This window comes from Bacillus sp. AFS077874, from assembly GCF_002566505.1.
Taxonomy (GTDB): domain Bacteria; phylum Bacillota; class Bacilli; order Bacillales; family Bacillaceae_G; genus Gottfriedia.
Window position 1 is genome coordinate 249,159 of sequence record NZ_NUYF01000010.1, and the last position, 22,159, is coordinate 271,317.

Annotated in this window: 24 protein-coding genes; 6 read left to right on the forward strand and 18 right to left on the reverse strand. The window is 32.2% G+C overall.

Annotated elements, in window-relative coordinates; genetic code table 11:
* Positions 1 to 3 precede the first annotated feature (3 nt).
* Positions 4 to 756: a sirohydrochlorin chelatase gene (locus COJ46_RS12540; protein WP_176522651.1), complete on the forward strand. Its 753-nt coding sequence runs from the start codon at positions 4 to 6 to the stop codon at positions 754 to 756.
* A gap of 46 nt (positions 757 to 802) precedes the next feature.
* On the opposite strand, the gene COJ46_RS12545 is transcribed toward COJ46_RS12540, so the two are convergent.
* The 3 genes from COJ46_RS12545 to COJ46_RS12555 form a co-directional block, all read right to left on the reverse strand.
* Positions 803 to 2,005, reverse strand: coding sequence for an aminotransferase (locus COJ46_RS12545; protein WP_097978541.1), 1,203 nt, complete (start codon positions 2,003 to 2,005; stop codon positions 803 to 805).
* The gene (locus tag COJ46_RS12550) at positions 2,002 to 2,496 is read right to left on the reverse strand and encodes an Lrp/AsnC family transcriptional regulator (RefSeq protein WP_056475086.1); all 495 of its coding nucleotides are present in this window, start codon (positions 2,494 to 2,496) and stop codon (positions 2,002 to 2,004) included. Before COJ46_RS12550 ends, COJ46_RS12545 begins: the two co-directional genes overlap by 4 nt.
* A 76-nt stretch (positions 2,497 to 2,572) precedes the next feature.
* Positions 2,573 to 3,937, reverse strand: coding sequence for an aspartate kinase (locus COJ46_RS12555; protein ID WP_097978540.1), 1,365 nt, complete (start codon positions 3,935 to 3,937; stop codon positions 2,573 to 2,575).
* 600 nt (positions 3,938 to 4,537) lie between these two features.
* Here COJ46_RS12555 and COJ46_RS12560 point away from each other — a divergent pair.
* On the forward strand, positions 4,538 to 6,094 hold the full coding sequence (locus tag COJ46_RS12560; protein WP_097978574.1) for a bifunctional metallophosphatase/5'-nucleotidase: 1,557 nt from the start codon (positions 4,538 to 4,540) through the stop codon (positions 6,092 to 6,094).
* 106 nt (positions 6,095 to 6,200) lie between these two features.
* Here COJ46_RS12560 and gcvPB read toward each other — a convergent pair whose 3' ends face one another.
* The 3 genes from gcvPB to gcvT are packed head-to-tail and all read right to left on the reverse strand — an operon-like array spanning position 6,201 to position 10,145.
* Positions 6,201 to 7,658 carry an aminomethyl-transferring glycine dehydrogenase subunit GcvPB gene (gcvPB, locus tag COJ46_RS12565; protein ID WP_097978539.1) on the reverse strand — a complete coding sequence of 486 codons (1,458 nt, stop codon included), beginning with the start codon at positions 7,656 to 7,658 and terminating at the stop codon, positions 6,201 to 6,203.
* On the reverse strand, positions 7,630 to 9,015 hold the full coding sequence (gene gcvPA, locus COJ46_RS12570) for an aminomethyl-transferring glycine dehydrogenase subunit GcvPA (RefSeq protein ID WP_097978538.1): 1,386 nt from the start codon (positions 9,013 to 9,015) through the stop codon (positions 7,630 to 7,632). Before gcvPA ends, gcvPB begins: the two co-directional genes overlap by 29 nt.
* Before the next feature lie 26 nt (positions 9,016 to 9,041).
* Positions 9,042 to 10,145 carry a glycine cleavage system aminomethyltransferase GcvT gene (gcvT, locus tag COJ46_RS12575; protein WP_069034110.1) on the reverse strand — a complete coding sequence of 368 codons (1,104 nt, stop codon included), beginning with the start codon at positions 10,143 to 10,145 and terminating at the stop codon, positions 9,042 to 9,044.
* A 357-nt stretch (positions 10,146 to 10,502) separates the two neighbouring features.
* Here gcvT and COJ46_RS12580 point away from each other — a divergent pair, with 357 nt between their 5' ends.
* A complete protein-coding gene (locus COJ46_RS12580) occupies positions 10,503 to 12,188 on the forward strand; it encodes a DEAD/DEAH box helicase (RefSeq protein WP_097978537.1) in 1,686 nt (561 codons plus the stop codon).
* Positions 12,175 to 12,981, forward strand: a complete 807-nt coding sequence (locus COJ46_RS12585) for a YqhG family protein (protein ID WP_097978536.1) — start codon at positions 12,175 to 12,177, stop codon at positions 12,979 to 12,981. The genes COJ46_RS12580 and COJ46_RS12585 overlap by 14 nt, the downstream gene beginning before the upstream one ends.
* Positions 12,982 to 13,101: 120 nt before the next feature.
* On the opposite strand, the gene COJ46_RS12590 is transcribed toward COJ46_RS12585, so the two are convergent.
* From COJ46_RS12590 to comGA, 9 genes are read right to left on the reverse strand one after another with little or no spacing between them, the layout of a single operon-like run.
* On the reverse strand, positions 13,102 to 13,311 hold the full coding sequence (locus COJ46_RS12590; protein WP_069034113.1) for a YqzE family protein: 210 nt from the start codon (positions 13,309 to 13,311) through the stop codon (positions 13,102 to 13,104).
* A 22-nt stretch (positions 13,312 to 13,333) separates the two neighbouring features.
* Positions 13,334 to 13,858, reverse strand: coding sequence for a shikimate kinase (locus COJ46_RS12595; protein WP_097978535.1), 525 nt, complete (start codon positions 13,856 to 13,858; stop codon positions 13,334 to 13,336).
* 13 nt (positions 13,859 to 13,871) lie between these two features.
* The gene (locus COJ46_RS12600) at positions 13,872 to 14,276 is read right to left on the reverse strand and encodes a hypothetical protein (RefSeq protein ID WP_097978534.1); all 405 of its coding nucleotides are present in this window, start codon (positions 14,274 to 14,276) and stop codon (positions 13,872 to 13,874) included.
* The gene (comGF, locus tag COJ46_RS12605) at positions 14,245 to 14,679 is read right to left on the reverse strand and encodes a competence type IV pilus minor pilin ComGF (RefSeq protein WP_098565981.1); all 435 of its coding nucleotides are present in this window, start codon (positions 14,677 to 14,679) and stop codon (positions 14,245 to 14,247) included. The genes COJ46_RS12600 and comGF overlap by 32 nt, the downstream gene beginning before the upstream one ends.
* The gene (locus tag COJ46_RS12610) at positions 14,660 to 14,989 is read right to left on the reverse strand and encodes a hypothetical protein (protein ID WP_097978532.1); all 330 of its coding nucleotides are present in this window, start codon (positions 14,987 to 14,989) and stop codon (positions 14,660 to 14,662) included. Before COJ46_RS12610 ends, comGF begins: the two co-directional genes overlap by 20 nt.
* Positions 14,976 to 15,449: a competence type IV pilus minor pilin ComGD gene (gene comGD, locus COJ46_RS12615; RefSeq protein WP_141437834.1), complete on the reverse strand. Its 474-nt coding sequence runs from the start codon at positions 15,447 to 15,449 to the stop codon at positions 14,976 to 14,978. Before comGD ends, COJ46_RS12610 begins: the two co-directional genes overlap by 14 nt.
* Positions 15,415 to 15,711 carry a competence type IV pilus major pilin ComGC gene (comGC, locus tag COJ46_RS12620; RefSeq protein WP_088010965.1) on the reverse strand — a complete coding sequence of 99 codons (297 nt, stop codon included), beginning with the start codon at positions 15,709 to 15,711 and terminating at the stop codon, positions 15,415 to 15,417. Before comGC ends, comGD begins: the two co-directional genes overlap by 35 nt.
* Positions 15,712 to 15,722: 11 nt before the next feature.
* The gene (comGB, locus tag COJ46_RS12625; protein ID WP_097978530.1) at positions 15,723 to 16,766 is read right to left on the reverse strand and encodes a competence type IV pilus assembly protein ComGB; all 1,044 of its coding nucleotides are present in this window, start codon (positions 16,764 to 16,766) and stop codon (positions 15,723 to 15,725) included.
* Complete coding sequence (gene comGA, locus COJ46_RS12630) at positions 16,759 to 17,820, reverse strand: competence type IV pilus ATPase ComGA (RefSeq protein WP_097978529.1); 1,062 nt, start codon at positions 17,818 to 17,820, stop codon at positions 16,759 to 16,761. The genes comGB and comGA overlap by 8 nt, the downstream gene beginning before the upstream one ends.
* A 348-nt stretch (positions 17,821 to 18,168) precedes the next feature.
* Here comGA and COJ46_RS12635 point away from each other — a divergent pair, with 348 nt between their 5' ends.
* Entirely contained in the window at positions 18,169 to 18,411 is a 243-nt protein-coding gene (locus COJ46_RS12635; RefSeq protein ID WP_056475051.1) for a DUF2626 domain-containing protein, read from the forward strand.
* A gap of 29 nt (positions 18,412 to 18,440) precedes the next feature.
* Here COJ46_RS12635 and COJ46_RS12640 read toward each other — a convergent pair whose 3' ends face one another.
* Together COJ46_RS12640 and COJ46_RS12645 are read right to left on the reverse strand one after the other, a co-directional pair.
* Positions 18,441 to 19,571: an SAM-dependent methyltransferase gene (locus COJ46_RS12640; protein WP_098565982.1), complete on the reverse strand. Its 1,131-nt coding sequence runs from the start codon at positions 19,569 to 19,571 to the stop codon at positions 18,441 to 18,443.
* An 11-nt stretch (positions 19,572 to 19,582) separates the two neighbouring features.
* Entirely contained in the window at positions 19,583 to 20,209 is a 627-nt protein-coding gene (locus COJ46_RS12645) for an MBL fold metallo-hydrolase (protein ID WP_097978527.1), read from the reverse strand.
* A gap of 156 nt (positions 20,210 to 20,365) precedes the next feature.
* On the opposite strand from COJ46_RS12645, the gene COJ46_RS12650 reads away from it, so the two are divergent.
* Positions 20,366 to 20,542 (forward strand): DUF2759 domain-containing protein, encoded by a 177-nt coding sequence (locus COJ46_RS12650; RefSeq protein WP_097978526.1) that lies wholly within the window; start codon positions 20,366 to 20,368, stop codon positions 20,540 to 20,542.
* Positions 20,543 to 20,627: 85 nt separating this feature from the next.
* Here the strand turns inward: COJ46_RS12650 and COJ46_RS12655 are convergent, their stop codons facing one another.
* Positions 20,628 to 21,563 (reverse strand): M14 family metallopeptidase, encoded by a 936-nt coding sequence (locus tag COJ46_RS12655; RefSeq protein ID WP_176522650.1) that lies wholly within the window; start codon positions 21,561 to 21,563, stop codon positions 20,628 to 20,630.
* Positions 21,564 to 22,159 lie beyond the last annotated feature (596 nt).

Below are 22,159 nucleotides of genomic sequence, written 5' to 3' on the forward strand. Positions count from 1 at the left end.
AGAATGGATGCAATCTTATATGTATGTCATGGAAGCCGTGTAAAATCGGCTGTCCATTCAGCCATACAATTTGTTAAAAAAGTACAAAAACAAATCGATTGCCCTGTTCAAGAAATTAGTTTTATTGAACTCGCAGAACCATCAATTTCAGTAGGATTAGAGAATTGTTTGCGTAAAGGAGCAAAATCGGTAACAGTATTGCCGGTTTTACTCCTTTCTGCAAATCATGCAAAGGTGGATATTCCTCTTGAAATCGCGAAATTTCAAAAGGAATATCCACACATAAAAATAAAAATTGCCACTCCAATCGGAATACACAAAAATATGATCGAATTAATCCAAAAGCGAATAAATGAAAAGGTTAAGCATTTAATAAAGCCAACTAAAATACTACTAGTTGGACGAGGAAGTAGTGATCCATTAACGATAAATGATTTCAATTCAATCGTTAAACTCCTTGAAGCAAATTTAAAGCATCCTGTTCTCCCCGCTTTTATGGCCGTTTCAAAGCCGTCGATTCACGAATCTTGGAATCAGCTATTGACAGAAAAAAATCATCAAGTAATAATCGTTCCATATTTATTTTTTTCAGGAACTCTTATGAATGAATTAAAAGATAAAATAAATTCGTTACCTCTAGAAATGCAATATAACTGGATATTATGTGAAACCTTAGGGTACGATCACTTAATTACATCAATTTTTAATGAAAGAATACTTGAAGCTCAAACAAAGGAATTATATACAATAAAATAAAAGCTCTTGTTTCCTCAAATAGAGAACAAGAGCTTTTATTTTTCGTTTATTTACTTTCAACTTTAATAAAATTTGTTGGTTGGTAAGTTGGAAGAGTCTGTAAGAATCGATTAATCCTTTTTGTAGCTTCAATTAATTGATTTAATGAAGTTGCATAAGAACATCGAATAAACCCTTCACCACAATCTCCAAAAACATTTCCCGGGACTACCGCTACTCTCTCTTTTAATAATAATTGTTCAGCGAACTCCTCTGATGTTAAGCCCGTATTCTGTATTGATGGGAATACATAAAAAGCTCCACCTGGAAGATGACATGATAATCCAATTTCTTGAAGAGATTGCACAAGGAAATTACGACGTTGCATATAACTGCGTCGCATTGCTTCTACATCATGATCTCCATTTCGAAGTGCTTCAACTGCAGCATGTTGTGACATAGTTGGTGCACACATAATTGCATATTGATGAACTTTAAGCATATGAGAAATAATGTCCGAAGGTGCTGCAACAATTCCAAGTCTCCAGCCTGTCATTGCAAATGTTTTAGAAAATCCAGAAATTAAAATTGTATGGTCTCGCATTCCTTCGATATTTGCAAAGCTTGTATATTCGCCATCATAAACAAGCTCAGCATAAATTTCATCAGAAATGACAATTAAATTATGTTTTTTAACAAATACGGCTAAATCCTCTAATAATTCTTTTTCTAGTAGAGTACCAGTTGGATTATTAGGATTACAAAGTAAGATCGCTTTTGTTTTCGGTGTAAGTTTCTTTTTCAACGCTTGAAGATTGATTTTAAACTCTTCTTCTCCCGTCGTTGATAAATGAACTGGAACACCGCCTGCTAGTGAAACTAAAGGAGCATATGAAACAAAGCATGGATCAATAACGATTACTTCGTCCCCAGGATTTAAAATTGTTCTTAAAGCAATATCAATCCCTTGACTTGCCCCTACTGTTATAATTAATTCATCTTCTGGACTATAATGCACATCAAATTTCTTAGCAAAATAACGACTTACTTCCTGACGTAATTCTAGCAGTCCAGCATTTGACGTGTATGCCGTATGTCCTGTTTCTAACGAATAAATACTAGCTTCCCTAACATTCCAAGGCGTGACAAAATCAGGTTCACCTACTCCAAGTGAAATGACATTATCCATACTAGCCGCTAAATCAAAAAATTTTCGAATCCCAGATGGTTGTAGTGTAGTTACTGTATTTGATAAATTAAATTTACTCATGGCGTGATCACCATACGCTTATCACTTTGTTTTTGACCGTATACGATACTATCATGTTTATAACGTTTTAAAATAAAATGGGTAGTCGTTGATAAGATAGATTCTAAAGTCGATAGTTTTTGGGATACAAATGATGCAATTGATGTCATTGTTTTCCCTTCAACTACAACTGATAGGTCATATGTTCCGGACATTAAATAAACTGATTTAACTTCTGGGTATAAATAGATTTTTTCAGCAATCTCATCAAACCCTACGCCACGTTTTGGAGCTACTTTTACATCAATCATAGCAGTTATACTTTCTTGAACTGGAACTTTTCCCCAATCAATAAGCGTAATATATTGAAGAATAATACGATCGTTTTCAAATTTTGTTAATATATCAGCTACCTCTTCTTCTGTAGCTCCAATCATTTTTGCTATCACGTCATTACTTAAGCGTCCATTTTGTTCAATACACTGAAGTAATTGTATTTCTTTTTCTGTCATATTCTTATACTCCTTATGTATTCCATTTTATGGAATTACGTTAGTTGTTCATTCTATTCATCTATATTTAATTAAATTAGTTAGATGACACTTTTGAGAAGAATTCTTCATAAATAACTTGTACTGCATTTTTCTCGTCGTATGATTTTACTCCAAACATCATACTTACTTCAGAAGAACCTTGGTTTATCATTTCAATATTTATTCCCGCATTTGCTAACGCCTTACTCGCTCTTGCAGTAGTACCAACATTATGACGCATCCCCTCACCTACTAACATGATCAAAGCAAGGTCTCTTTCAACGACCACATGGTCAGCATCTAATTCATCTTGGATCCGATTAATAATTTGAAGTTCTAATTCAACTGGTAATTGATTTTGACGAATAATAATCGAAATATCGTCAATTCCACTTGGCTGATGCTCATATGAAATCTGATAATCCTCAAGTATTTGCAATAATTTACGCCCAAATCCTATTTCTCTGTTCATTAAATACTTGCTTATATATATACTACAAAATCCATTATCACTCGCGATCCCAATTAAAGGACCGTTTGATAACGTACGTTCCTTAACGATTCGTGTACCGGGAGCTATTGGATTATTCGTATTTTTAATGTTTACTGGAATTCCAGCTTGAAAGGCAGGGATCAATGCTTCGTCATGAAATACGTTAAAGCCTGCATATGATAACTCTCTCATTTCTCGATAAGTTAATTCCTTAATTTCCTTTGGATTACGAATAATCGTAGGATTTACAGAAAAAACTGCATCAACATCAGTAAAGTTTTCATATAAAGTAGCTTTAACTCCGTTGGCAACAACAGAACCAGTAATATCTGAGCCACTGCGAGAAAATGTAACGATATGTCCATCTTCTGAATAGCCAAAAAATCCTGGGAAAATAAGAATTCCAGATTTTTTTCTCAATTCAAATAAGTTCTCATAGCTTTTCGCTAAAACTTGGGCATGTCCTGGTTCATTTGTAACAAATAAACCTGCTTCTTTTGGATTAATATAACTTGCCTCAAGTTCTTTTAACTGAAAATATGACGCTACTAATCTAGCACAATTATCTTCCCCACATGCCATAACAGCATCCATATATCTTGCAGGATGATCCTTTTCACTACTTAAAGAAAGTTCGATACCTAGTGAAATTTCATTCATAATATCCTCAGATAAACCTAATCCATTTGCAATTTCAGAATACCTTTGAATAATTTGATGGAATTCTTTCGAATAATCCTTTCCCTGTAGAGCAAGTTGTGCGCAACTAATTAGTAAATCGGTAACTTTGATATCATCTGGAAATCTTTTACCTGGTGCAGATACAACGATAATTTTACGCTCAACATCTGATGTAACAATCTGAAATACTTTTTCAATTTGTCCCGAAGTGGCTAATGAAGACCCACCAAATTTTACGATTTTCATTTTTATTACCCCTAATTTAGTTAATTTTCAGTTAAAAATAATGTAACAATTATCCTCCTTATGTGAGAAAAAATCAACACCAAATAATAAGTTTTTTGAGAAATTTTAGTATGTTACAAAAAGAATTTGATATTGTTGTGGGTATTTATTCAATCAAGTGAAAAGAATGGCAATAAGAAATTGTAGATTCTTTAGGGTATAGTTTAGGTTTATTAAAAGCAAGGAATTAAATATAGATAATGGAGAAAGCAAGGGTAAAGGTATACTAGTAGTTTTTAAAGACTCTATTACTCTTTAGCCCCTCCTCCTCCCCAGTTCTTCTTTTATGCCTTATATTACTTTTGATCCTTTTTAATATTGTATAAAAATGCAATTAAAAATAATTTTAAAAATATTTAATTTTTTTAGGTGCGTATTAATAGCCAGTTTTTAAATTTAACTGAAAATTCACACTAGGGCAAAGTAACTTTAACAATCCTTCCCTATGCTTAGTAAGTAACCTACTAGCGATTTAGGAGGGAGAATATATTGAATTGGAACGCATTGAAAAAAGCAGTTCTTGCTTTTGTTCTTACGACTACAGTATCTGCAGGAGTATTTATGGTTTCTGGTAATCCGGCTGCTAGAAACATTCCTATTAACACCAAGAAAGATAAGAACCGTTTCATTCAAGTACAATTACTTGGCATTAATGATTTTCATGGACAATTAGATACGACTCGAAAATTTAACGGCAGATATGTTGGCGGAGTAGCATATCTTTCCGCATATTTGAATCAGAAGAAAAAAGAAAACAAAAACACTATTTTAGTTCATGCTGGTGACATGGTTGGTGGAAGTCCTCCAATCTCTTCATTTCTTCAGGATGAACCTACAATTGAAGTATTAAACAAGATGGGTTTTGACTATGGGACTCTAGGAAATCATGAATTCGATCGTGGTGTGAATGAAATGTTGAGGTTGATCCGAGGAGGAAACAATCAAAAAACTGGTTATTTTACTGGGGCAAATTTTCCGTATATATGTGCCAACGTTATCGACGATAAAACTGGTAAGACCCTTCTGCCTCCATACAGTATAAAAAATATTAATGGCGTACCGATTGGATTTATTGGCGTCGTAATTAAAGATACTCCAAAGATTGCACCACCAAATAAAACAGATGGCGTAAAGTTTATTGATGAAGTAAAAGCAATCAATCATTCAGTAAAAACACTTAAAAAACAAGGTGTAAAAACGATTGTAGTGCTGGCACATAATGGTGGAAATCAGTCCAAAGTAAATGGAAATGCTACAGGTGAAATCGTTAGAATGGCAAAAAAAATGGATGATGAAGTTGACGTAATAATTTCTGGACATACACATACTTATCTTAACAAAGAAGTAGACGGAAAGCTGATTGTTCAATCTTACTCTTATGGAACATCTTTCTCCGATATTCAGTTAACAATTGATCCTAATACGAAAGAAATTGTAAACAAAAAGGCACGTATAAAAATGGTCTACCAAGATGTTATTAAACCAGATCTTGAAATTAAAAAAATGATACAAAATTATGAATCTAAAATTGAACCGATCGTAAATAAAGTCGTTGGAAAAGCTGTAAACGACATTTTAAGTAAGAAGAATCATAATGGAGAATCTAGTTTAGGAAATATGATTGCAGATTCACAACGACTTGCAATGAAGTCTGATTTCGCATTTATGAACTTTAGTGGAATACGTGCTGATCTTCCAAAAGGGGATGTAACTTTGGATGAATTGTTCACGATCCAACCCTTTAAAATTAAACTCGTTAAAATGACATTAACTGGTCAACAAATCCGGGAACTTCTCAATCAGCAATGGCAGGAACATAATAGTGTTCGGATGCTACAAATATCAGGTTTAAAATATACTTGGGATAATACAAAAGATTCTGGTCAAAAAGTGATTAATATCATGCGAACAGATGGTACCCCAATTAACCCACAAACTAGTTATACTGTCACTACTAATAGCTATCTTGCTAATGGCGGTGACAATTTCTCGATATTTCTATCAGGTAAAAATAAAGTAGTAGGTAAAACAGACTTTGATGCATTTGAAGATTATGTGAAGGAACAAAAGCAACCATTGGTCCAGGCATTTGATGGTCGGATCAATCGGATTAAATAGATATTAAGACGTTCCAAAAACACGGTTGCATTTTGATCAGATTCTATATTACTATTCAGAAATATGTCCATAAAAAAAGTTCCCTTCGATGAGGGAACTTTTTGATTTATGCTTTAATATAACGTAATACAGGTTTACGAGCTGCTAAAGTTTCGTCAAGACGACTTACAACAGTTGTATGTGGAGCCTCTTGAACGATTTCTGGATTTTCTTCAGCTTCTTTAGCAATTGTAATCATTGCATCGACGAACGCATCTAAAGTTTCTTTCGATTCTGTTTCAGTTGGTTCAATCATGATACACTCTTCCACGTTTAAAGGGAAGTAGATTGTTGGTGGGTGGTAACCAAAGTCTAATAGGCGTTTAGCAATATCTAAAGTACGAACACCTAATTTCTTTTGACGTTTTCCACTTAAAACGAACTCATGCTTACAATGACGATCGAATGGTAGATCGAAATGAGGCTCTAAACGACGCATCATGTAGTTAGCGTTTAGTACCGCATCTTCAGTTACTTGTTTTAATCCTTCAGGACCCATTGAACGAATATAAGTATATGCTCTTACATTAATTCCAAAGTTTCCGAAGAAAGGTTTAACACGACCAATTGTTTCTGGACGGTCTGAATTTAATACGTACTCATCTCCGACCTTCTCAACGATTGGTGCTGGTAAGTAAGGAATTAAATCTGCTTTAACTCCAACAGGACCAGAACCAGGACCACCTCCACCGTGAGGACCAGTGAATGTTTTATGAAGATTTAAGTGAACTACGTCAAATCCCATGTCTCCTGGGCGTGCTTTACTTAATACAGCATTTAAGTTTGCTCCATCATAGTAAACTTTACCACCAGCAGCGTGGATGATCTCAGAGATTTCATAAATATCTTCTTCGAAAAGACCTAATGTATTAGGGTTTGTAAGCATTAATGCTGCAACATTCTCATCAACTACACGACGTAAATCATCAAGGTCAACTAAACCTTTTTCATTAGATTTAACAGTGATTGTTTCAAAGCCTGCTACAGTAGCTGATGCTGGGTTTGTACCGTGAGCAGAGTCAGGTACGATTACTTTAGTACGGTTGAAGTCACCGCGGCTTTCGTGATAAGCACGGATAATCATTAATCCAGTCCACTCACCATGTGCACCTGCAGCTGGCTGTAACGTTACTTCATCCATACCAGTAATTTCTTTTAATTCTTGTTGAAGCTCATGCATTAATTCAAGAGCACCTTGCACTGTATATTCATCTTGAAGTGGATGAATATGTGCAAAACCTGCGAAACGTGCTACAGCTTCATTGATTTTTGGATTGTATTTCATCGTACATGATCCAAGTGGATAGAACCCTGAATCTAAACCATGATTACGTTTAGATAACGCAGTATAATGGCGCATTAAATCTAATTCAGAAACCTCTGGTAATTCCGCTTTTTCTTTACGGATATACGCACTTGGAATAACTTCATTAATATCAATTTCTTCTACATCCATTGTAGGAAGACTATATGCAATACGACCTTCTTTACTTATCTCAAAAACTAACGGTTGATCCTTCAGCATGTTGAATCCCCTTTCCGTCTACTAATAATGCTAATTCTTCTACAAATGTATCAATATGTTGTTTAGAACGTAATTCAGTTACTGCGATTAGCATATGATTTGCCATAGTAGGTTCAACTTTTGCTAAGTCATAACCACCGATAATTTTCTTAGTAAATAATTGTTTATTGACTTCAGATACGTTTTGTTTTACATCAATTACAAGTTCGTTGAATGCAGCACCTTGGAATACAACTGAGATACCGTTTTCAATTAATTTTTTCTTCATATATTGAGTACGAGCAATATTTTGCATTGCCATTTCTACAGCACCATTTTTTCCAAGAGCTGTCATTGCAACTGAAGCTGCTAATGCATTAAGCGCTTGGTTAGAACAAATATTTGAAGTTGCTTTATCACGACGGATATGTTGTTCACGAGCTTGAAGTGTTAATACAAATCCGCGACGACCTTCACCATCAACAGTTTGACCAACTAAGCGACCTGGCATTTTACGCATTAATTTAGTAGTAGTTGCAAAGTATCCGCAGTGAGGTCCACCAAATTGAGTAGGAATACCAAATGTTTGCGCGTCACCAGCAACGATATCTGCTCCAAATTCACCTGGAGGAGTTAAAGCTGCTAATGCTAATGGGTTACTTGAAACAACGAATAAACTTTTACCAGTATGTGCAATTGGTTCGATTTCAGCTAATTCTTCTACTTGTCCATAGAAGTTAGGATATTGAACAACAACACATGCTACATTGTCATTCATTTCATTTTTTAATTCTTCAATATCAGTTCTTCCATCTTTAATGCCAATTTCAACAACCTCTAAGTGTTGACCTTTAGCATAAGATAAGATAACTTCACGTGATTGTGGATGAACACCTTTTGATACTAAAATACGTTTTTTACCATTGTGACCTGCTGCTAAAGTAGTTGCTTCTGCTAAAGAAGTACCACCGTCATACATTGACGAGTTTGCTACATCCATACCTGTTAATTCACAAATCATTGTTTGGAATTCAAAAATTGCTTGAAGTTCACCTTGAGAAATCTCAGGTTGATATGGAGTGTAAGCTGTATAGAACTCTGAACGTGAAATTACATGATCTACAACAGTTGGTAAGTAGTGATCATAAACACCCGCTCCTAAGAAAGATACATACTCTTTTAAATTGGCATTTTTATTAGCTAATTCAGTTAATTCTTTTAATAAATCAGATTCAGATTTTGCTTTTTTAATATTTAATAATCCATTAAATCGAACTTTTTCAGGAATATCACTAAATAATTCATCAACTGATGAAACACCTACTACTTTTAACATCTCTTGACGATCTTGCTCTGTCGTTGGTAAATAACGATGCATTAAGGTAATCCCCTTTCTCCCCCTAGTTACTTCTTCTCTCTTTTGTAAAATGGTTTTGAAACTACTACTGCTTTTAATTTTTTATTTCGAATTTCAACTTCAAGTTCAGTACCTAAAGCAGAAAATTCAGATTTGATTAATGCAAGTCCAATATTTTTCTTTAATGTTGGAGATTGCGTACCACTTGTTACTTCACCAATTACTTCCCCGTTTACATATACAGGATAGTGAGTTCTTGGAATACCTTTGTCAATCATTTCAATTCCAACAAGTTTACGAGGTACACCTTGCTCTTTTTGATTTTTCAGAACTTCTTTACCGAAGAAATCTTCTTCTTTATTTAATTTCACAGCAAAGCCGATACCAGCTTCTAATGGAGTAATGTCTTTAGTTAGCTCTTGACCATATAATGCTAGAGCTGCTTCGAAACGAAGTGTATCACGAGCACCTAATCCACATGGTTTTAAACCGTCTTCCTTACCTGCTTCTAAAAGTAAAGTCCAAAGCTTAGAAGCATCTTCTGCAGCTAAGTATAATTCGTATCCATCTTCACCTGTGTAGCCTGTACGTGAAACTAAAACATTTAAATCACCAATTAATACATTATCTTTGAAAGTAAAATATTTAATATCAGCAACGTTCTCATTCGTTAAACGTTGTAAAATTGCAACAGATTTTGGCCCTTGAAGAGCTAATTGTGCAACTTCATTACTTTTATTAACTACTTTTACATCACCTTCAACATGTGAAATTAACCATGCGAAATCTTTTTCAATATTAGACGCATTTACAACTAATAAATAGTGTTCATCGTTATACTTATAAACTAGTAAGTCGTCTACCGTTCCAGCATTTTCATAGCACATTGCTGTATATAATGCGCCTTCTTCATTTAATTTTGAAATATCATTTGTCATCATTTTTTGTAAATATTTAAGACTATCTTTACCAGTTACTTCAATTTCTCCCATGTGAGAAACATCAAATAAACCAGCTGCTGTACGAACAGCTTCGTGTTCTTCTTTAATGCTCGAAAATTGCACAGGTAGCTCCCAGCCACCAAAATCAATTGTTTTACCACCTAATACTTTGTAATCTTCAAACAATGGTGTGCGTAATAAAGTCGTCATGTAGCCATTTCCCCCTTATCTACATGCTAGCATGATGGAAAACTAAATTAATAGTTCGTCCAGCTAACCATTAAATAATTTACATATTTTGTATATTTTCGGAAAAACTAGTAGAAAACAAGAAAATATTATCAAACTATATTAGTTAACTGTTTTTTCTTAACAATAAGAGTTTTTTGTTTAATAAAAGAATAATAAATTTTTACTTTTTTCTACACTATTATCCTAACATTAAACGACAAGTTTCAGCAATATCAAAGTGAATTTTTTTAAAAATAAAACAACGAACATTATAGCAGTAATTTTACTATAACGTTCATGATTAACCAATATAAAAATGAAATAGGTGAGGTTTACATGTCAATTGAGATTAAATTCCATACAGAATGGCAAGAAGAGTTCATAGATAAGCTTGAGAATGATGGACCATGGTCAAATTGGGAGAATTATAAGCTTGCCTATCATACTTCTACAAAATTAGCAATTCCATCTTTTACAGGTATGATTGCTCCTACTCATTTACCAAATTTAACGCCACTTCCTCATCAATTAGATGTAGCTACGACTGTAATTGAAAAAATGAATGGAAAAGCAATTTTAGCTGACGAAGTAGGATTAGGTAAAACAGTTGAGGCAGGTTTAATTTTAAAAGAATACATGATTCGTGGTTTAGTTAATAAGGTACTTATACTAGTTCCTGCATCACTTGTATCACAGTGGACCTTTGAATTAAATACAAAATTTCATATTCCAGCAATCGCACAACAAAAAAAGAACTATGTCTGGGATAGCTGTGATGTTGTTGTATCATCTATTGATACCGCAAAAAGAGATCCTCATCGAGAAAAAATATTAGGTATCAACTATGATCTCGTCATTATCGATGAAGCTCATAAACTTAAAAATAATAAAACAAAAAACTATGAGTTTGTACAACATCTTAAAAAGAAATATTGTTTACTGCTTACTGCTACACCAGTTCAAAATAACATAGAAGAAATTTTCCATTTAGTTTCTTTATTAAAACCTGGCCATTTAGGAAATAAATCTAGTTTTGAAGAATATTTTTCTGCTAAGAACCGCTCACTAGAGCATGAAGACTTATTACGAGAACTAATCGGAAAAGTAATGGTTCGAAATCGTAGACAAGATACAGGCATCGAGTGGACAAAGCGAAAGGTAGAAACAGTATTAATTAATTTTAATGAAGAAGAACAAAAGCTTTATGATTTAATCGATGAATGGCAGAAATCACAATATACTGGGGTAACCTCAGCATTCTCCTTTTTAACATTTAAGCGTGAGGCTTGTAGTAGTCGTGAAGCTGTTTATGTATCAATGAAAAAAATGCTTCAAAGATTTGAAAAAGAAAATATTGATATTAACGATCCTTATATCGAGAAAATTTTTCATCAAATTAATCAAATTACGTCTAATTCAAAAGCAAATAAAGTAATTGAACTAATTAAAAAAATAAATGATAAAGTAATTATTTTTACTGAATATCGTGCAACGCAGTTGTATTTGCAATGGTTATTAAAGCAAAACGGTATTACATCTGTACCATTTCGGGGTGGTTTTAAACGAGGTAAGAAAGATTGGATGAAAGAATTATTTAAAAATCGTGTACAGGTGCTAATAGCAACCGAAGCTGGTGGTGAAGGTATTAACTTACAATTTTGTTCAAATATGATTAATTATGACCTTCCTTGGAATCCTATGAGGCTAGAACAAAGAATAGGACGTATACATCGACTTGGACAAACAGAGGATGTAAGTATTTATAACTTTGCGACCGTTGGCTCAATTGAAGAACACATACTAAGACTACTTTATGAAAAAATCAATTTATTTGAGCGTGTCATTGGTGAACTGGATGATATTCTAACTAGAATTCCTTATAAAGATTTTGAAGCTCATATGAATGAAATATTTATTCACTCTAAAACTGAAGGCGAAATGAAAATTAAAATGGAAAATTTAACGTCAATCATTCAATTACAGCAACATAAACAAGCAGGTGATAGTTATGCAGCAACATGAAATCCATGATTATATCGAATACTTTTTCAGACATAATGATTGTGAAATTCTACAGAAAACACCAACATATTTAGAAATACAATTAACAATTGAGATGGATAAAAAATTAATGAATCGTCCTTTCTATTGGCATTATTTAGAAAAAACAGGCGGTATCCCAAATCCAATGAAGTTAACATTGATTACAGATAGTGATAATGCACCTGAAGATCTTAAAGGTGAACAAATTCATTTTGGGTCGCCCCGCCTTCACCAAATTTTCTCAATCGTTAATGATCTAGGACAGTCAATTAGACTTTATGAAGACACAAAAGCACCTATGGGCCAACAAATTGCATTACACCCTTGGTTAGCTGTTAACTATCAGGTTTCTTTTACATGTGATCATAAAAAAGATTATTTATATTCTTTTGGAATCCATTTAATTTCCGGAAGAATTATTGAAGATTTTCATACAAAACTTGAAAAAATCCAATTCAACTCTAAAATACCTGATTTTTGTTATTCCATGTCACCTTTGATAAAACCAATAAGTGGTTTAAATCGAATGGAACAATTACTTCGAAACATAATTGAAAAAGAAGATACGTTATGGGCTGAAGAAGCAAGGAATAGATGGCAACATGATTTAGATTTATTAAATCAATTTTATGAAGCTGATGAAGAAAAACCTGAAAATTACCATGTTGAATTCAATGCACTGAAAGAACTTTACGAACCAATTATTCATGTTGATGCAATTAATGGTGGGCTTTTTTATCTATCACCAAACACAATGAATAAGTTAAATTAAAGGAGGCTTTTATGTGGGGATTAGGGAAAGAGGGATATCTAAGCGATTGTTCCTCTCTCCTTTTCTTTCTACTGCCAAAAAATAAAGACTGACTTCTTTAATTGAAATCAGTCTTATTAACTAAATACTTTTCTTTTCTTTGTCTTTACGATTTTGAACTTTTTTCATTAATAAAGCTAGACTTAATGGTAACATTCCAAACATGTTAGTAGAAAATGGTGCCTTCAACTCTTCTTTTTCTTGTTTTATTGAATCACGTTTTTCTTTTGGTTGATCGATATAATTAATAAATTGTTCTGTCATATATTTTACATAATCATTTGTTTTCAATAGAAATCACCTTACTTTCTTATCACTTATTTCTACTATCTCCTCCTTTTGAATAATTTAAACAGTCAATGATTTCCAACGCAATTTCAATTGGTGTTAAATTATTCGTTGAAATTTCATAATCTGCTTTTTTATATTGTGATTCTCTCTTTTGAAACAGTTCCGTTAGTTCTTCAATCGTTCGATTTACAGCATTTGGTCGGTTAGAATCCAAATGGATTCTTTCGTATATTATTTCAATTGGAGTTTCAAGATAAATTATTTTGCCAGTTTCTTTCATATATCCAATGTTTTCATCACGAAGAATGATTCCACCACCTGTTGAAGTGATCATTTTTTTTGATGGTAAATTTTTTAATACTTGTGTTTCTATATCGCGAAAACCGCTTTCACCAAACTCATTAAACAATTCTGGTATGCTTTTGCCTGTTTGAAAAACAATCTCCTCGTCTAAATCAATAAATTTTTTATTTACTCTTTTAGCTAATTCCTTTCCAACAGTCGTCTTACCACACCCCATAAATCCTACTAAATAAATTGATTCCATTTCATCCTCCAAATTAATCGATCCAATCCGATACTTGATTTGTACTTTTTTTATATTTAAATTGAACTACATATTTTTTTATTTTTGAATTACTACTAGTTAAAGTTACATGATATTCATCATTTGCAACTAAATAAGTATTCAATATAATTTTTGTATTATTATAATACTTTACTGTATTTCCTTGAAGTGGTAAATTACCATGTTTTAAATCGTAAATTGCTTGTGAATGTACCCGGTCTAGTTTGTTTTGATTTCTCGTATAAGAATAAAAGGTATTGAACGAATGAAAAATATCTATTTGTATTAGAAAAAAAATTAGTAAAATATTTATCATAAAGATCGTGTAAGGTAAATACACTCCATTTTCACCAAGTATTTTAAATTTAATTGATAAACATCCGAATAGTTTTTTCATAAATTCCACCATTTAAATCGATTACTTTTACTAGGATTTGCCTTTCACTTATTTGTTCAAACTTTATATCCCTTATATTCTGAAGTACGATTTCATGTCCTAATCCAAGCCTTTGTCGACGAATAATCGTTGCATATTTTCGATAACTAATCGTAACTTGATTAAACTCTTCAAAAAGAAGAAGGTCGGAATGAACTGTAAAACCTATACTTTTGTTTGCCTCTTTTTGAACTTCTTTTATAAAATTGTCTAATTCTAATCTATTTACGGATTCATAACTGTAATTTCGTTTAACAAAGCTTTTTATACTTGAAGTGGATATAGAAATAATCATTAAAAATAAAACAAGTGAAAAAAGTGTTTCGAGTAAAGTAAACCCTTTTTCATTCTTTAATTTCTTCACATATTTCACTTTCCTTTTTTCGATCAGTCCAAGTAACACAAATCGAATTAAAATTATTTCTAGCGTTTATTATTACGAAAAACTCTCTGCCATTCTTTGTATAGAAGCCCTCTTTAAAATCTTCTCTGTTCATAAAATAAAGATGAACCATATCTGTTAATAAGTCATCTGCCATATGGCTAATCGTTATGTTATCTTTTTCTTGTAAAAATAATGACATTGAAGGAACGATCATAATACAAAAAATAATTAGTAAGTTTAAAGAAATAACTGCCTCTATAAATGTAAATCCTTTTTCATTTCCGATCATATTTAAATCGACCACTTCCTAAATAAAAAGTAACGATATATTCAGCTTTTTTATATTTAATTGAAATCGTTCCAGAGCTTGAGATATTACCATCGGAGTTAAATCTTAATGGAGGTTTTAACGTAAGGTTAGTTATCTTAATTGATTTGTCAAAATTTCGAATGACTACAGGAGGATTTAGTAAATTATCTTCCATTTCATATTTATTTTGATAAAAGATAATCCTAGTAGGAATTTGTTTTATTATTGCGTTCCTTTGTGCAAGAAAAATATCATTTTGAAGCATTTGAATAAATAATGTTAACTTTTGTTCATCTTCAATCTTCCTAACTTGATTGATCGGTAAAATTAATAACAATATCATTATTGAAAGGACTAATAACATCTCAACAAATGTAAAACCAAACGAATTATCCACCCTTTTTTTAAGGTATTGATACGGTTCCAGTTGCTTTGTCATACGATAATTCAACTTTATTATTGCATTTATATGATGTTATATAGCCCTGTTCTTTTAAGACTGATAAACTCTCAGGTAATTGTTCATTTTCTAATCGATATGATTCAACACTTGACTGAACCATTTTTTGAAGTGCAGAGCATCCTTTCGTTTGAATCGACTGTTGCTGTTTTCCTAAATTTGGTATCACTAGTAATAAAAGAAGTGAAATGATAAATAAAACAATTAACATTTCAATTAGCGTAAATCCTTTTTCATTCAAACTAACTCCTCCTAGATATTGTTCATCAATTGAAACATAGGAAACAAGATGGCTATATACAGTGATAGAATACTTGATGAAATTAAGATTAAAATAATTGGCTGAATGATCCTTATCGATCTGTGAAAATAAGCTTCTATACTCTCCTTTAAATAATCAGCATAATCAGCAAGTTCTTTACTAAGGGTACTATTGTTCATCCCATGTTCAATCACAAATATTATATCTCTATGGAATGCACGTTCATTTTTAAATGCTTCTTGCATAGAAATTCCGTTTAATATTTGATTGTAGAAAACTACTGCTTTTTCTTTAATAAATGCCCTACTATCATTATTCTGCATTGTTTTTAGTGCATCAACTATGGGAAAACCAGCATGTAATAATATGCTTAACTGCATTGAAAATTCATAAGTATTCATCGTAATTAAATACTTCCTAACTAACGGGATTTGAATTAATTTATCCATCCTCTCGTTTGAATTTAATTTATTAATTGCAAATAAGTATCCATAGACGGTCAAACCAATTAGGAAAAGGGAAGAAAACATAATTGAAGGTAATTTTTTTATAACTTGAAGATAGATGAAAATAAAAGAGTTCTGATTAGAATGGAATGTTGAAAATAGCATTTCATATTGGGGAATGATTATATTTCTAAACAAAAACAAAATTAGCAACAATATTGTGATTAAAAAAAAAGGATATCCCATGATTTTTCTTATGTAAGCTCTATGTTGAATCTTTTTTGTAAGCATATAACTGCCTTCACCTAGCGCTAAGGACAAATCACCATGCTTTTCTGCATAATACAAGTAAACGAGCACATCTTGATGAAGGCCAAGCATTTTAGCAAAATCGATGAATGATCCTCCTTCCACCAAAGCTATTTTAGCTTTATAAATCAATTCTTTTAGGTCATCTGGGAATTGAATCGTTAAGAATTCAATTGCTTGTATTAAAGGATAACCTTTTTGTAAAAGTTCTCCTAATATTTTTAATAACTTAGCCTGTTCAATATAAGTTAATTTTCTTTTATTAAAAAATTTATCCATAGATTACACTTCGGTCCAAATGTTTGTTATCAATAAAACCTAATGCATAACCTTTAATGAGTTGATCATTTAAAGTAGATAATTGAACTTCTTCTTGTATCCCTCTAAATTCATTAATAACCGAATTTAGAGCATTCCCATATAGCAATTCATATACCCCTAATCTTCTGTGATTTCGATTTACAAAACAATTTGGTTCACAATCCCCTTCACAAAAACGGCATTTTATTGGAACTAATCTTTGAGAAACGATAGCAACCATTGCCTGAAATAGTTCCTCCTTTGGAATTCCAAGCTCTAACATTCGATATAATGCACCTTTTGTGTTATTAGAATGAATTGTCGTTAATACTAAATGACCGGTCAATGCTGCCCGAACGGCAATTTTCGCAGTTTCTTCATCCCTAATCTCTCCTACCATTACTATATCCGGATCAGATCTAAGAATAGCCTTTAATCCAGTTGCATATGTTAAGCCTGCTTTTTCGTTAACTTGGACTTGAAAATATTCATCAGATTTCCTTTCTATCGGATCCTCTAAAGTGATAATATTTCTTTCTATGTCTTTTTTAGCTGACTGTAATAAGGAATACAGCGTTGTTGTTTTCCCGCAGCCTGTTGGACCTGTAAACATCATTAGCCCATGTGAATGATGTAATAAAGACAAAAGCTTACGAGTTGTAGATGGGAATAAAGAAAGACTTTCTATTGGAGCAATTTTTTGTTGGGGATGAATACGAATAACCATAGATTCATCAATAATGGTTGGTAAAGTGGCCAAGCGAAGTGATAATAAAATTTCATTAATGTTAACAACTAAAATTCCAGTCTGTGGTCGTCTAATTTCTCCTATATCCATACTTCCTAAAAACTTCAAATGCATGATGATCCTCTTAGACTTCTCTTTATTTATTCGTTGAATCAGTTTTAACTCACCATCCACACGAAAAAAAATTTGTACATCATCTTTTTTTGGTAATAAATGAATATCCGATGCCCCAAAATGGCAAGCTTTTTTTAGAAGTTCTTCGACCATTGTTTCTACTGATACCATTTTTAGTCCCCCTTTCTATATGAGTAATTATATTTTTGTTTCCCTCAGCTATCAAATCATGAAAATTTGGTAACTAAACGTAAATATTAAATTTAGCTAAAATTTTTTTACAAACTAAAGTTAATTTACCGAAATAACGTACAAGAAAATCAAATATATAGCATAAAACAAAAAGTATGTTTTCAAATCATGTATAGAAAATCATTAAATAAGAAAAATAATATCAGATATGGTTTATTTCATTATCTCTAGAATCAATTTAGAATTGTATTAATACATTGTTTACAATTGTAACTTTCTTATTTTATAATAATGAATGGGTAGAAATTTTTTATGGGGGGATTTAGGATGGATCGAATGTTCCGCGTTCTAGGATTCTGGACAGCTATATTTACGGTAATGTTCTTTGTTGGACATATGTCAGCAGCTGCACTTATTTTTGCATGTCAAACAGCATTTTTCGTAGTATTAGGCTATCTAAAGCTTTCTGAGCGAATGTACATCTATATCTTTGGCGCATACTTAACTGTGTTCTTTATTGGATTTACATATTATAGTACTTTCTTATTAGTACCAGGCTTTAGTGAATAATAGAAAAACCAGTCATATGACTGGTTTTTTTATTTGTATTCATTTAATGAAATCAATTCAATCAACTTAGTAAGATCGTTTGTTGACATACCTTTTGTTTGTAATAGCCATTGGAAGGAATCGCTTATTCCCCCAGGCATAATTAAAGATTGTACAGCTCTATTTTGTTTATATTCGCTTGAAAATGGATTTGACTGAGCATGCGTAATAAGCCAATTTAAAATACCAAAATCTAATATTGCATCTCTTTGGTTAGAAAAGTATAGATTTTCGATATGATTCTGTAATCCGAACTTTTTTAATTCATCCCAATGAATATGAGTTGTAATGTCCATATGCCCTAAATGCTCTAGTATATTTGATTTCATTTCATGCTTGTAATAACCGCGCAAACTTCCCTTAATTCGATGGGGTGCATCCCATTCTTCCCTCGTAAAACCATAATCAACAGTTAAAATGATTCCTTTACTAATTTTCGATTGTAAAAGGCCATATACTTTTTCCATACCAACAGGAATTTCAACTCTTTGCCCATTTTTCCCAACAAAATTGTATCTACTTAGAAAATCACTGATTTCACCATCTTGTATTTTAACAAGATTTTCTTTCAGATTATTTTGTCCATCAATTACAATTACTACCTCATGCCATTCGTTTTGATTAAATTCAACTACTCGAACAGGTAAAGCATCAAACAATTCATTTGAAAATACCATTCCATTATTGATTTGCCCGATTTCTACTATATTTGAGAAGTATTTACAATTCAAATGGTTCGCCAATAATTCTTTTTGTAATTTACGATGATATTGGCTTGCATCTATAAGATAGTAAGTTAAATTATGATAAATTTCAGGCTCTTTTTTTTCACAGTACGAAAGAAAGGCTGCGGCGAATCTGCCATTTCCACCACCAACTTCAATAAAAAAAGGTTGGATTAGGTTATTCTTAACAAACCGACAAAATGATGCTGCAATTACTTCTCCATATACTGAACCTACTGAGCTTGTTGTATAGAAATCACCTTTTCGTCCAATTTTTTCATTTGCCATTTGATAATAACCTTTTTCATGATCATATAGCACTAACGAAATAAATTGTTCGTATGTAATAAAACCTTTTTTGCTGTTATTTATCGCATTAATAATTATGTTTTTCATCAAATTACCTATTATAAAAATGGATTATATCTTTTCTCATCACCAATCGTTGTAGTTTCTCCATGACCACTACATACAACGACATCATCCGGTAAAGAAAGAAGTTTACCTTTTATACTTCTAATCAACTGATCGTGATCCCCTCCAGGTAAATCAGTTCGTCCAATGCTTCCTTCAAATAATGCATCACCAGAAAATACTGTCTTTATTTCTTTACAATAAAATGAAACACTGCCTGGTGAATGGCCTGGAGTTTCAAAAATTGAAAATAAGAAAGGACCAATTTCCATTTTACCTTCTTTTTCAATCAAGTGATCTGCTTCCCTTGCAAAAATTGATTGATTTCTCATAAATAACTCAGAACCATTTTTTTGTCCATCTGTTAGCCAATCTGCTTCATATTTATGAATATAAACGGGTATATTATATTCATCACGCACATCATCAACAGCCCCAATATGATCAAAATGAGCATGGGTTAAAAGAATTGCTAATGGCTTTAATTTATTTTCTTCAATAACATTAAAGATTACATGTGCTTCTTCTCCCGGATCAAAAATAATCGCTTCATTCATATCATTACTTAAGATATAACAATTAGTTTGTAATGGACCTAATGGTAATTGTAAAACATTCATATTCATACCCTGCTTTCTTTTTAATCTATATAATACTATATCATAATTTTGTTTTAGCACTTAATTTCAAATAGACAATTGTTCACAAAAGTTTTACAATAATAATGATGTGATAGCAAACAGGGGTTGCTTGAAGAAATTTATAGGGGGTTTACAATGGGTACAGTTATTATTTTTATACTAGTAGCTATTCTATGTGTTCCAGCATTAATAGGATCATTAAAGAATAAGAACTTTTTAGCTGTTTTTTGGTCTGGTGTTACATTAGTTTTATTTGCTTGGTTTGCCATTATGACAATTTTACATAACGGTTATCCACCAGCGCACTTATAAAATTTATTTTATTATGCAACGAACAAATTTCTACATATAGAAAACATGTTCTAAAATAAAAAAGCTGACAAATTTGTCAGCTTTTTTATTTTAAAGATGATTGGATATTTTCTAAATTAAATAATGATGCTAACAGAATTGGAAACGTCTCGGAAAAAATGGATTCAAACATAGAAAGTGGCAATGGGTTTATTCCTTTACCTAATTCAAGTGTAAATCCTGGTTTCCGAAAATCTTGTATATACCAATCCTTATAACCTGCATGGCTATCAATTGTTTTTACTGCCTTATACGGGCTGATACTAGAAAAATAATTGGCATAGACTTCCGAGATAGGCGGTTCAAGATTGTCATAGCCCCAATAAAATTCTTTACCTTGAGTATGCAAAGCCAAAAGAAGATCAAATTTCCTTTCAATTGCTAAATTACTCATAGCGATTGTTTCTGGTTCAGTTAATGGAGCATCTCCAGGGTAGTCTCTAGGAGAGAATGTTTTTTGTTTCTTTCTTTCTTTTTCAAACTCCCAATGTGCAGGAAATTGATTGTTTAAATCAACACCTCTTATATTTGCTTTCCATCCAGTAAACCCATCATTTCCTTCGTTAATTTTATGAACAAATTTCATATAATCACTTTGTTCAACAGCTCCATTTATAACTAAATTTACCCCATCAGGATTAACCATAGGGACAATCGACAACGTATTCTCATTAAATAAAGCTACTAATTCTTTATGAAATGGCAACTCCTCAGTTGTTAAAGTGTTACATATCCAAAATAGCATTTTCATGATTACACAAGTTGTAATCCATTCATTTGCATGAAACGATCCATTCCAATGTACCTTTCTATGTCCATTTCCAATTTGAATCTCATATATAGGCTGATTTAAAACGCTGTTTCCAATCGTATTTAGACGAAGAAAAGGAAATTCTTGTACTAATAAACTAATATCTTTTGAAAGTTCATTAAAATCGTATCTTCTTGGATGAAAGGATAATGGCCGATTGTTTTTATACAAAATTTTCACCTCATCAGTTATTTTCTAGTTAATTGTATGTAATTAAAATAAAGAAAAGCACTTTCGTTTAAGAAGTGCTTATTTTAGCGTATTAACAATGTCATATTAAATTAATAAAGCTTCGTGAGATTCTCGGGGCTCCTGTGGGATTAACAGAACGGCTAAGAGAAGGGGCTAAAAGACTTGCAGGACAAAGGTGGCAAGGTAGCTACAAAATCTCGCTACACTTAAAGGCAAGCATCCTGTAGTGGAAAGAAACATGATATTACTTTTTTTGAGTAATTTTATGATTCCAATAACACTAGAAATGTTTTTTTCAGAAGTTAAAAAGTTATAAGCTAATTTTTAGAAAAACAAATTCAATTGATTAGTTTAATTAATGTTAGATATTAATTGACCTACAAACTGATTAATAAACAACTGTTAGGTTACTCTAAGTAAAGGCTATTTGATTAGGATTTATGACATACTTTTTTTATGAATAAGTTATTGGAACAAAAGGTGTGCTCGACTCCTATGGGATAAGAGGGAAGGCTAAAGACCCCGCAGGCTTGCCGAGGAGGCGAAAGAATCTCGTCCCATGGAAAGCGAGCATC

What these genes read in the sequence shown, in the direction of transcription:
- COJ46_RS12540 (WP_176522651.1), top strand. Translation starts at nt 4, where the DNA reads ATGGATGCAATCTTATATGTATGTCATGGAAGCCGTGTAAAATCGGCT.
- COJ46_RS12545 (WP_097978541.1), bottom strand. Translation starts at nt 2,005, where the DNA reads ATGAGTAAATTTAATTTATCAAATACAGTAACTACACTACAACCATCT.
- COJ46_RS12550 (WP_056475086.1), bottom strand. Translation starts at nt 2,496, where the DNA reads ATGACAGAAAAAGAAATACAATTACTTCAGTGTATTGAACAAAATGGA.
- COJ46_RS12555 (WP_097978540.1), bottom strand. Translation starts at nt 3,937, where the DNA reads ATGAAAATCGTAAAATTTGGTGGGTCTTCATTAGCCACTTCGGGACAA.
- COJ46_RS12560 (WP_097978574.1), top strand. Translation starts at nt 4,538, where the DNA reads ATGGTTTCTGGTAATCCGGCTGCTAGAAACATTCCTATTAACACCAAG.
- gcvPB (WP_097978539.1), bottom strand. Translation starts at nt 7,658, where the DNA reads ATGCTGAAGGATCAACCGTTAGTTTTTGAGATAAGTAAAGAAGGTCGT.
- gcvPA (WP_097978538.1), bottom strand. Translation starts at nt 9,015, where the DNA reads ATGCATCGTTATTTACCAACGACAGAGCAAGATCGTCAAGAGATGTTA.
- gcvT (WP_069034110.1), bottom strand. Translation starts at nt 10,145, where the DNA reads ATGACGACTTTATTACGCACACCATTGTTTGAAGATTACAAAGTATTA.
- COJ46_RS12580 (WP_097978537.1), top strand. Translation starts at nt 10,503, where the DNA reads ATGTCAATTGAGATTAAATTCCATACAGAATGGCAAGAAGAGTTCATA.
- COJ46_RS12585 (WP_097978536.1), top strand. Translation starts at nt 12,175, where the DNA reads ATGCAGCAACATGAAATCCATGATTATATCGAATACTTTTTCAGACAT.
- COJ46_RS12595 (WP_097978535.1), bottom strand. Translation starts at nt 13,858, where the DNA reads ATGGAATCAATTTATTTAGTAGGATTTATGGGGTGTGGTAAGACGACT.
- COJ46_RS12600 (WP_097978534.1), bottom strand. Translation starts at nt 14,276, where the DNA reads ATGAAAAAACTATTCGGATGTTTATCAATTAAATTTAAAATACTTGGT.
- COJ46_RS12610 (WP_097978532.1), bottom strand. Translation starts at nt 14,989, where the DNA reads ATGATCGGAAATGAAAAAGGATTTACATTTATAGAGGCAGTTATTTCT.
- comGD (WP_141437834.1), bottom strand. Translation starts at nt 15,449, where the DNA reads ATGACAAAGCAACTGGAACCGTATCAATACCTTAAAAAAAGGGTGGAT.
- comGB (WP_097978530.1), bottom strand. Translation starts at nt 16,766, where the DNA reads ATGGATAAATTTTTTAATAAAAGAAAATTAACTTATATTGAACAGGCT.
- comGA (WP_097978529.1), bottom strand. Translation starts at nt 17,820, where the DNA reads ATGGTATCAGTAGAAACAATGGTCGAAGAACTTCTAAAAAAAGCTTGC.
- COJ46_RS12635 (WP_056475051.1), top strand. Translation starts at nt 18,169, where the DNA reads ATGGATCGAATGTTCCGCGTTCTAGGATTCTGGACAGCTATATTTACG.
- COJ46_RS12640 (WP_098565982.1), bottom strand. Translation starts at nt 19,571, where the DNA reads ATGAAAAACATAATTATTAATGCGATAAATAACAGCAAAAAAGGTTTT.
- COJ46_RS12645 (WP_097978527.1), bottom strand. Translation starts at nt 20,209, where the DNA reads ATGAATGTTTTACAATTACCATTAGGTCCATTACAAACTAATTGTTAT.
- COJ46_RS12650 (WP_097978526.1), top strand. Translation starts at nt 20,366, where the DNA reads ATGGGTACAGTTATTATTTTTATACTAGTAGCTATTCTATGTGTTCCA.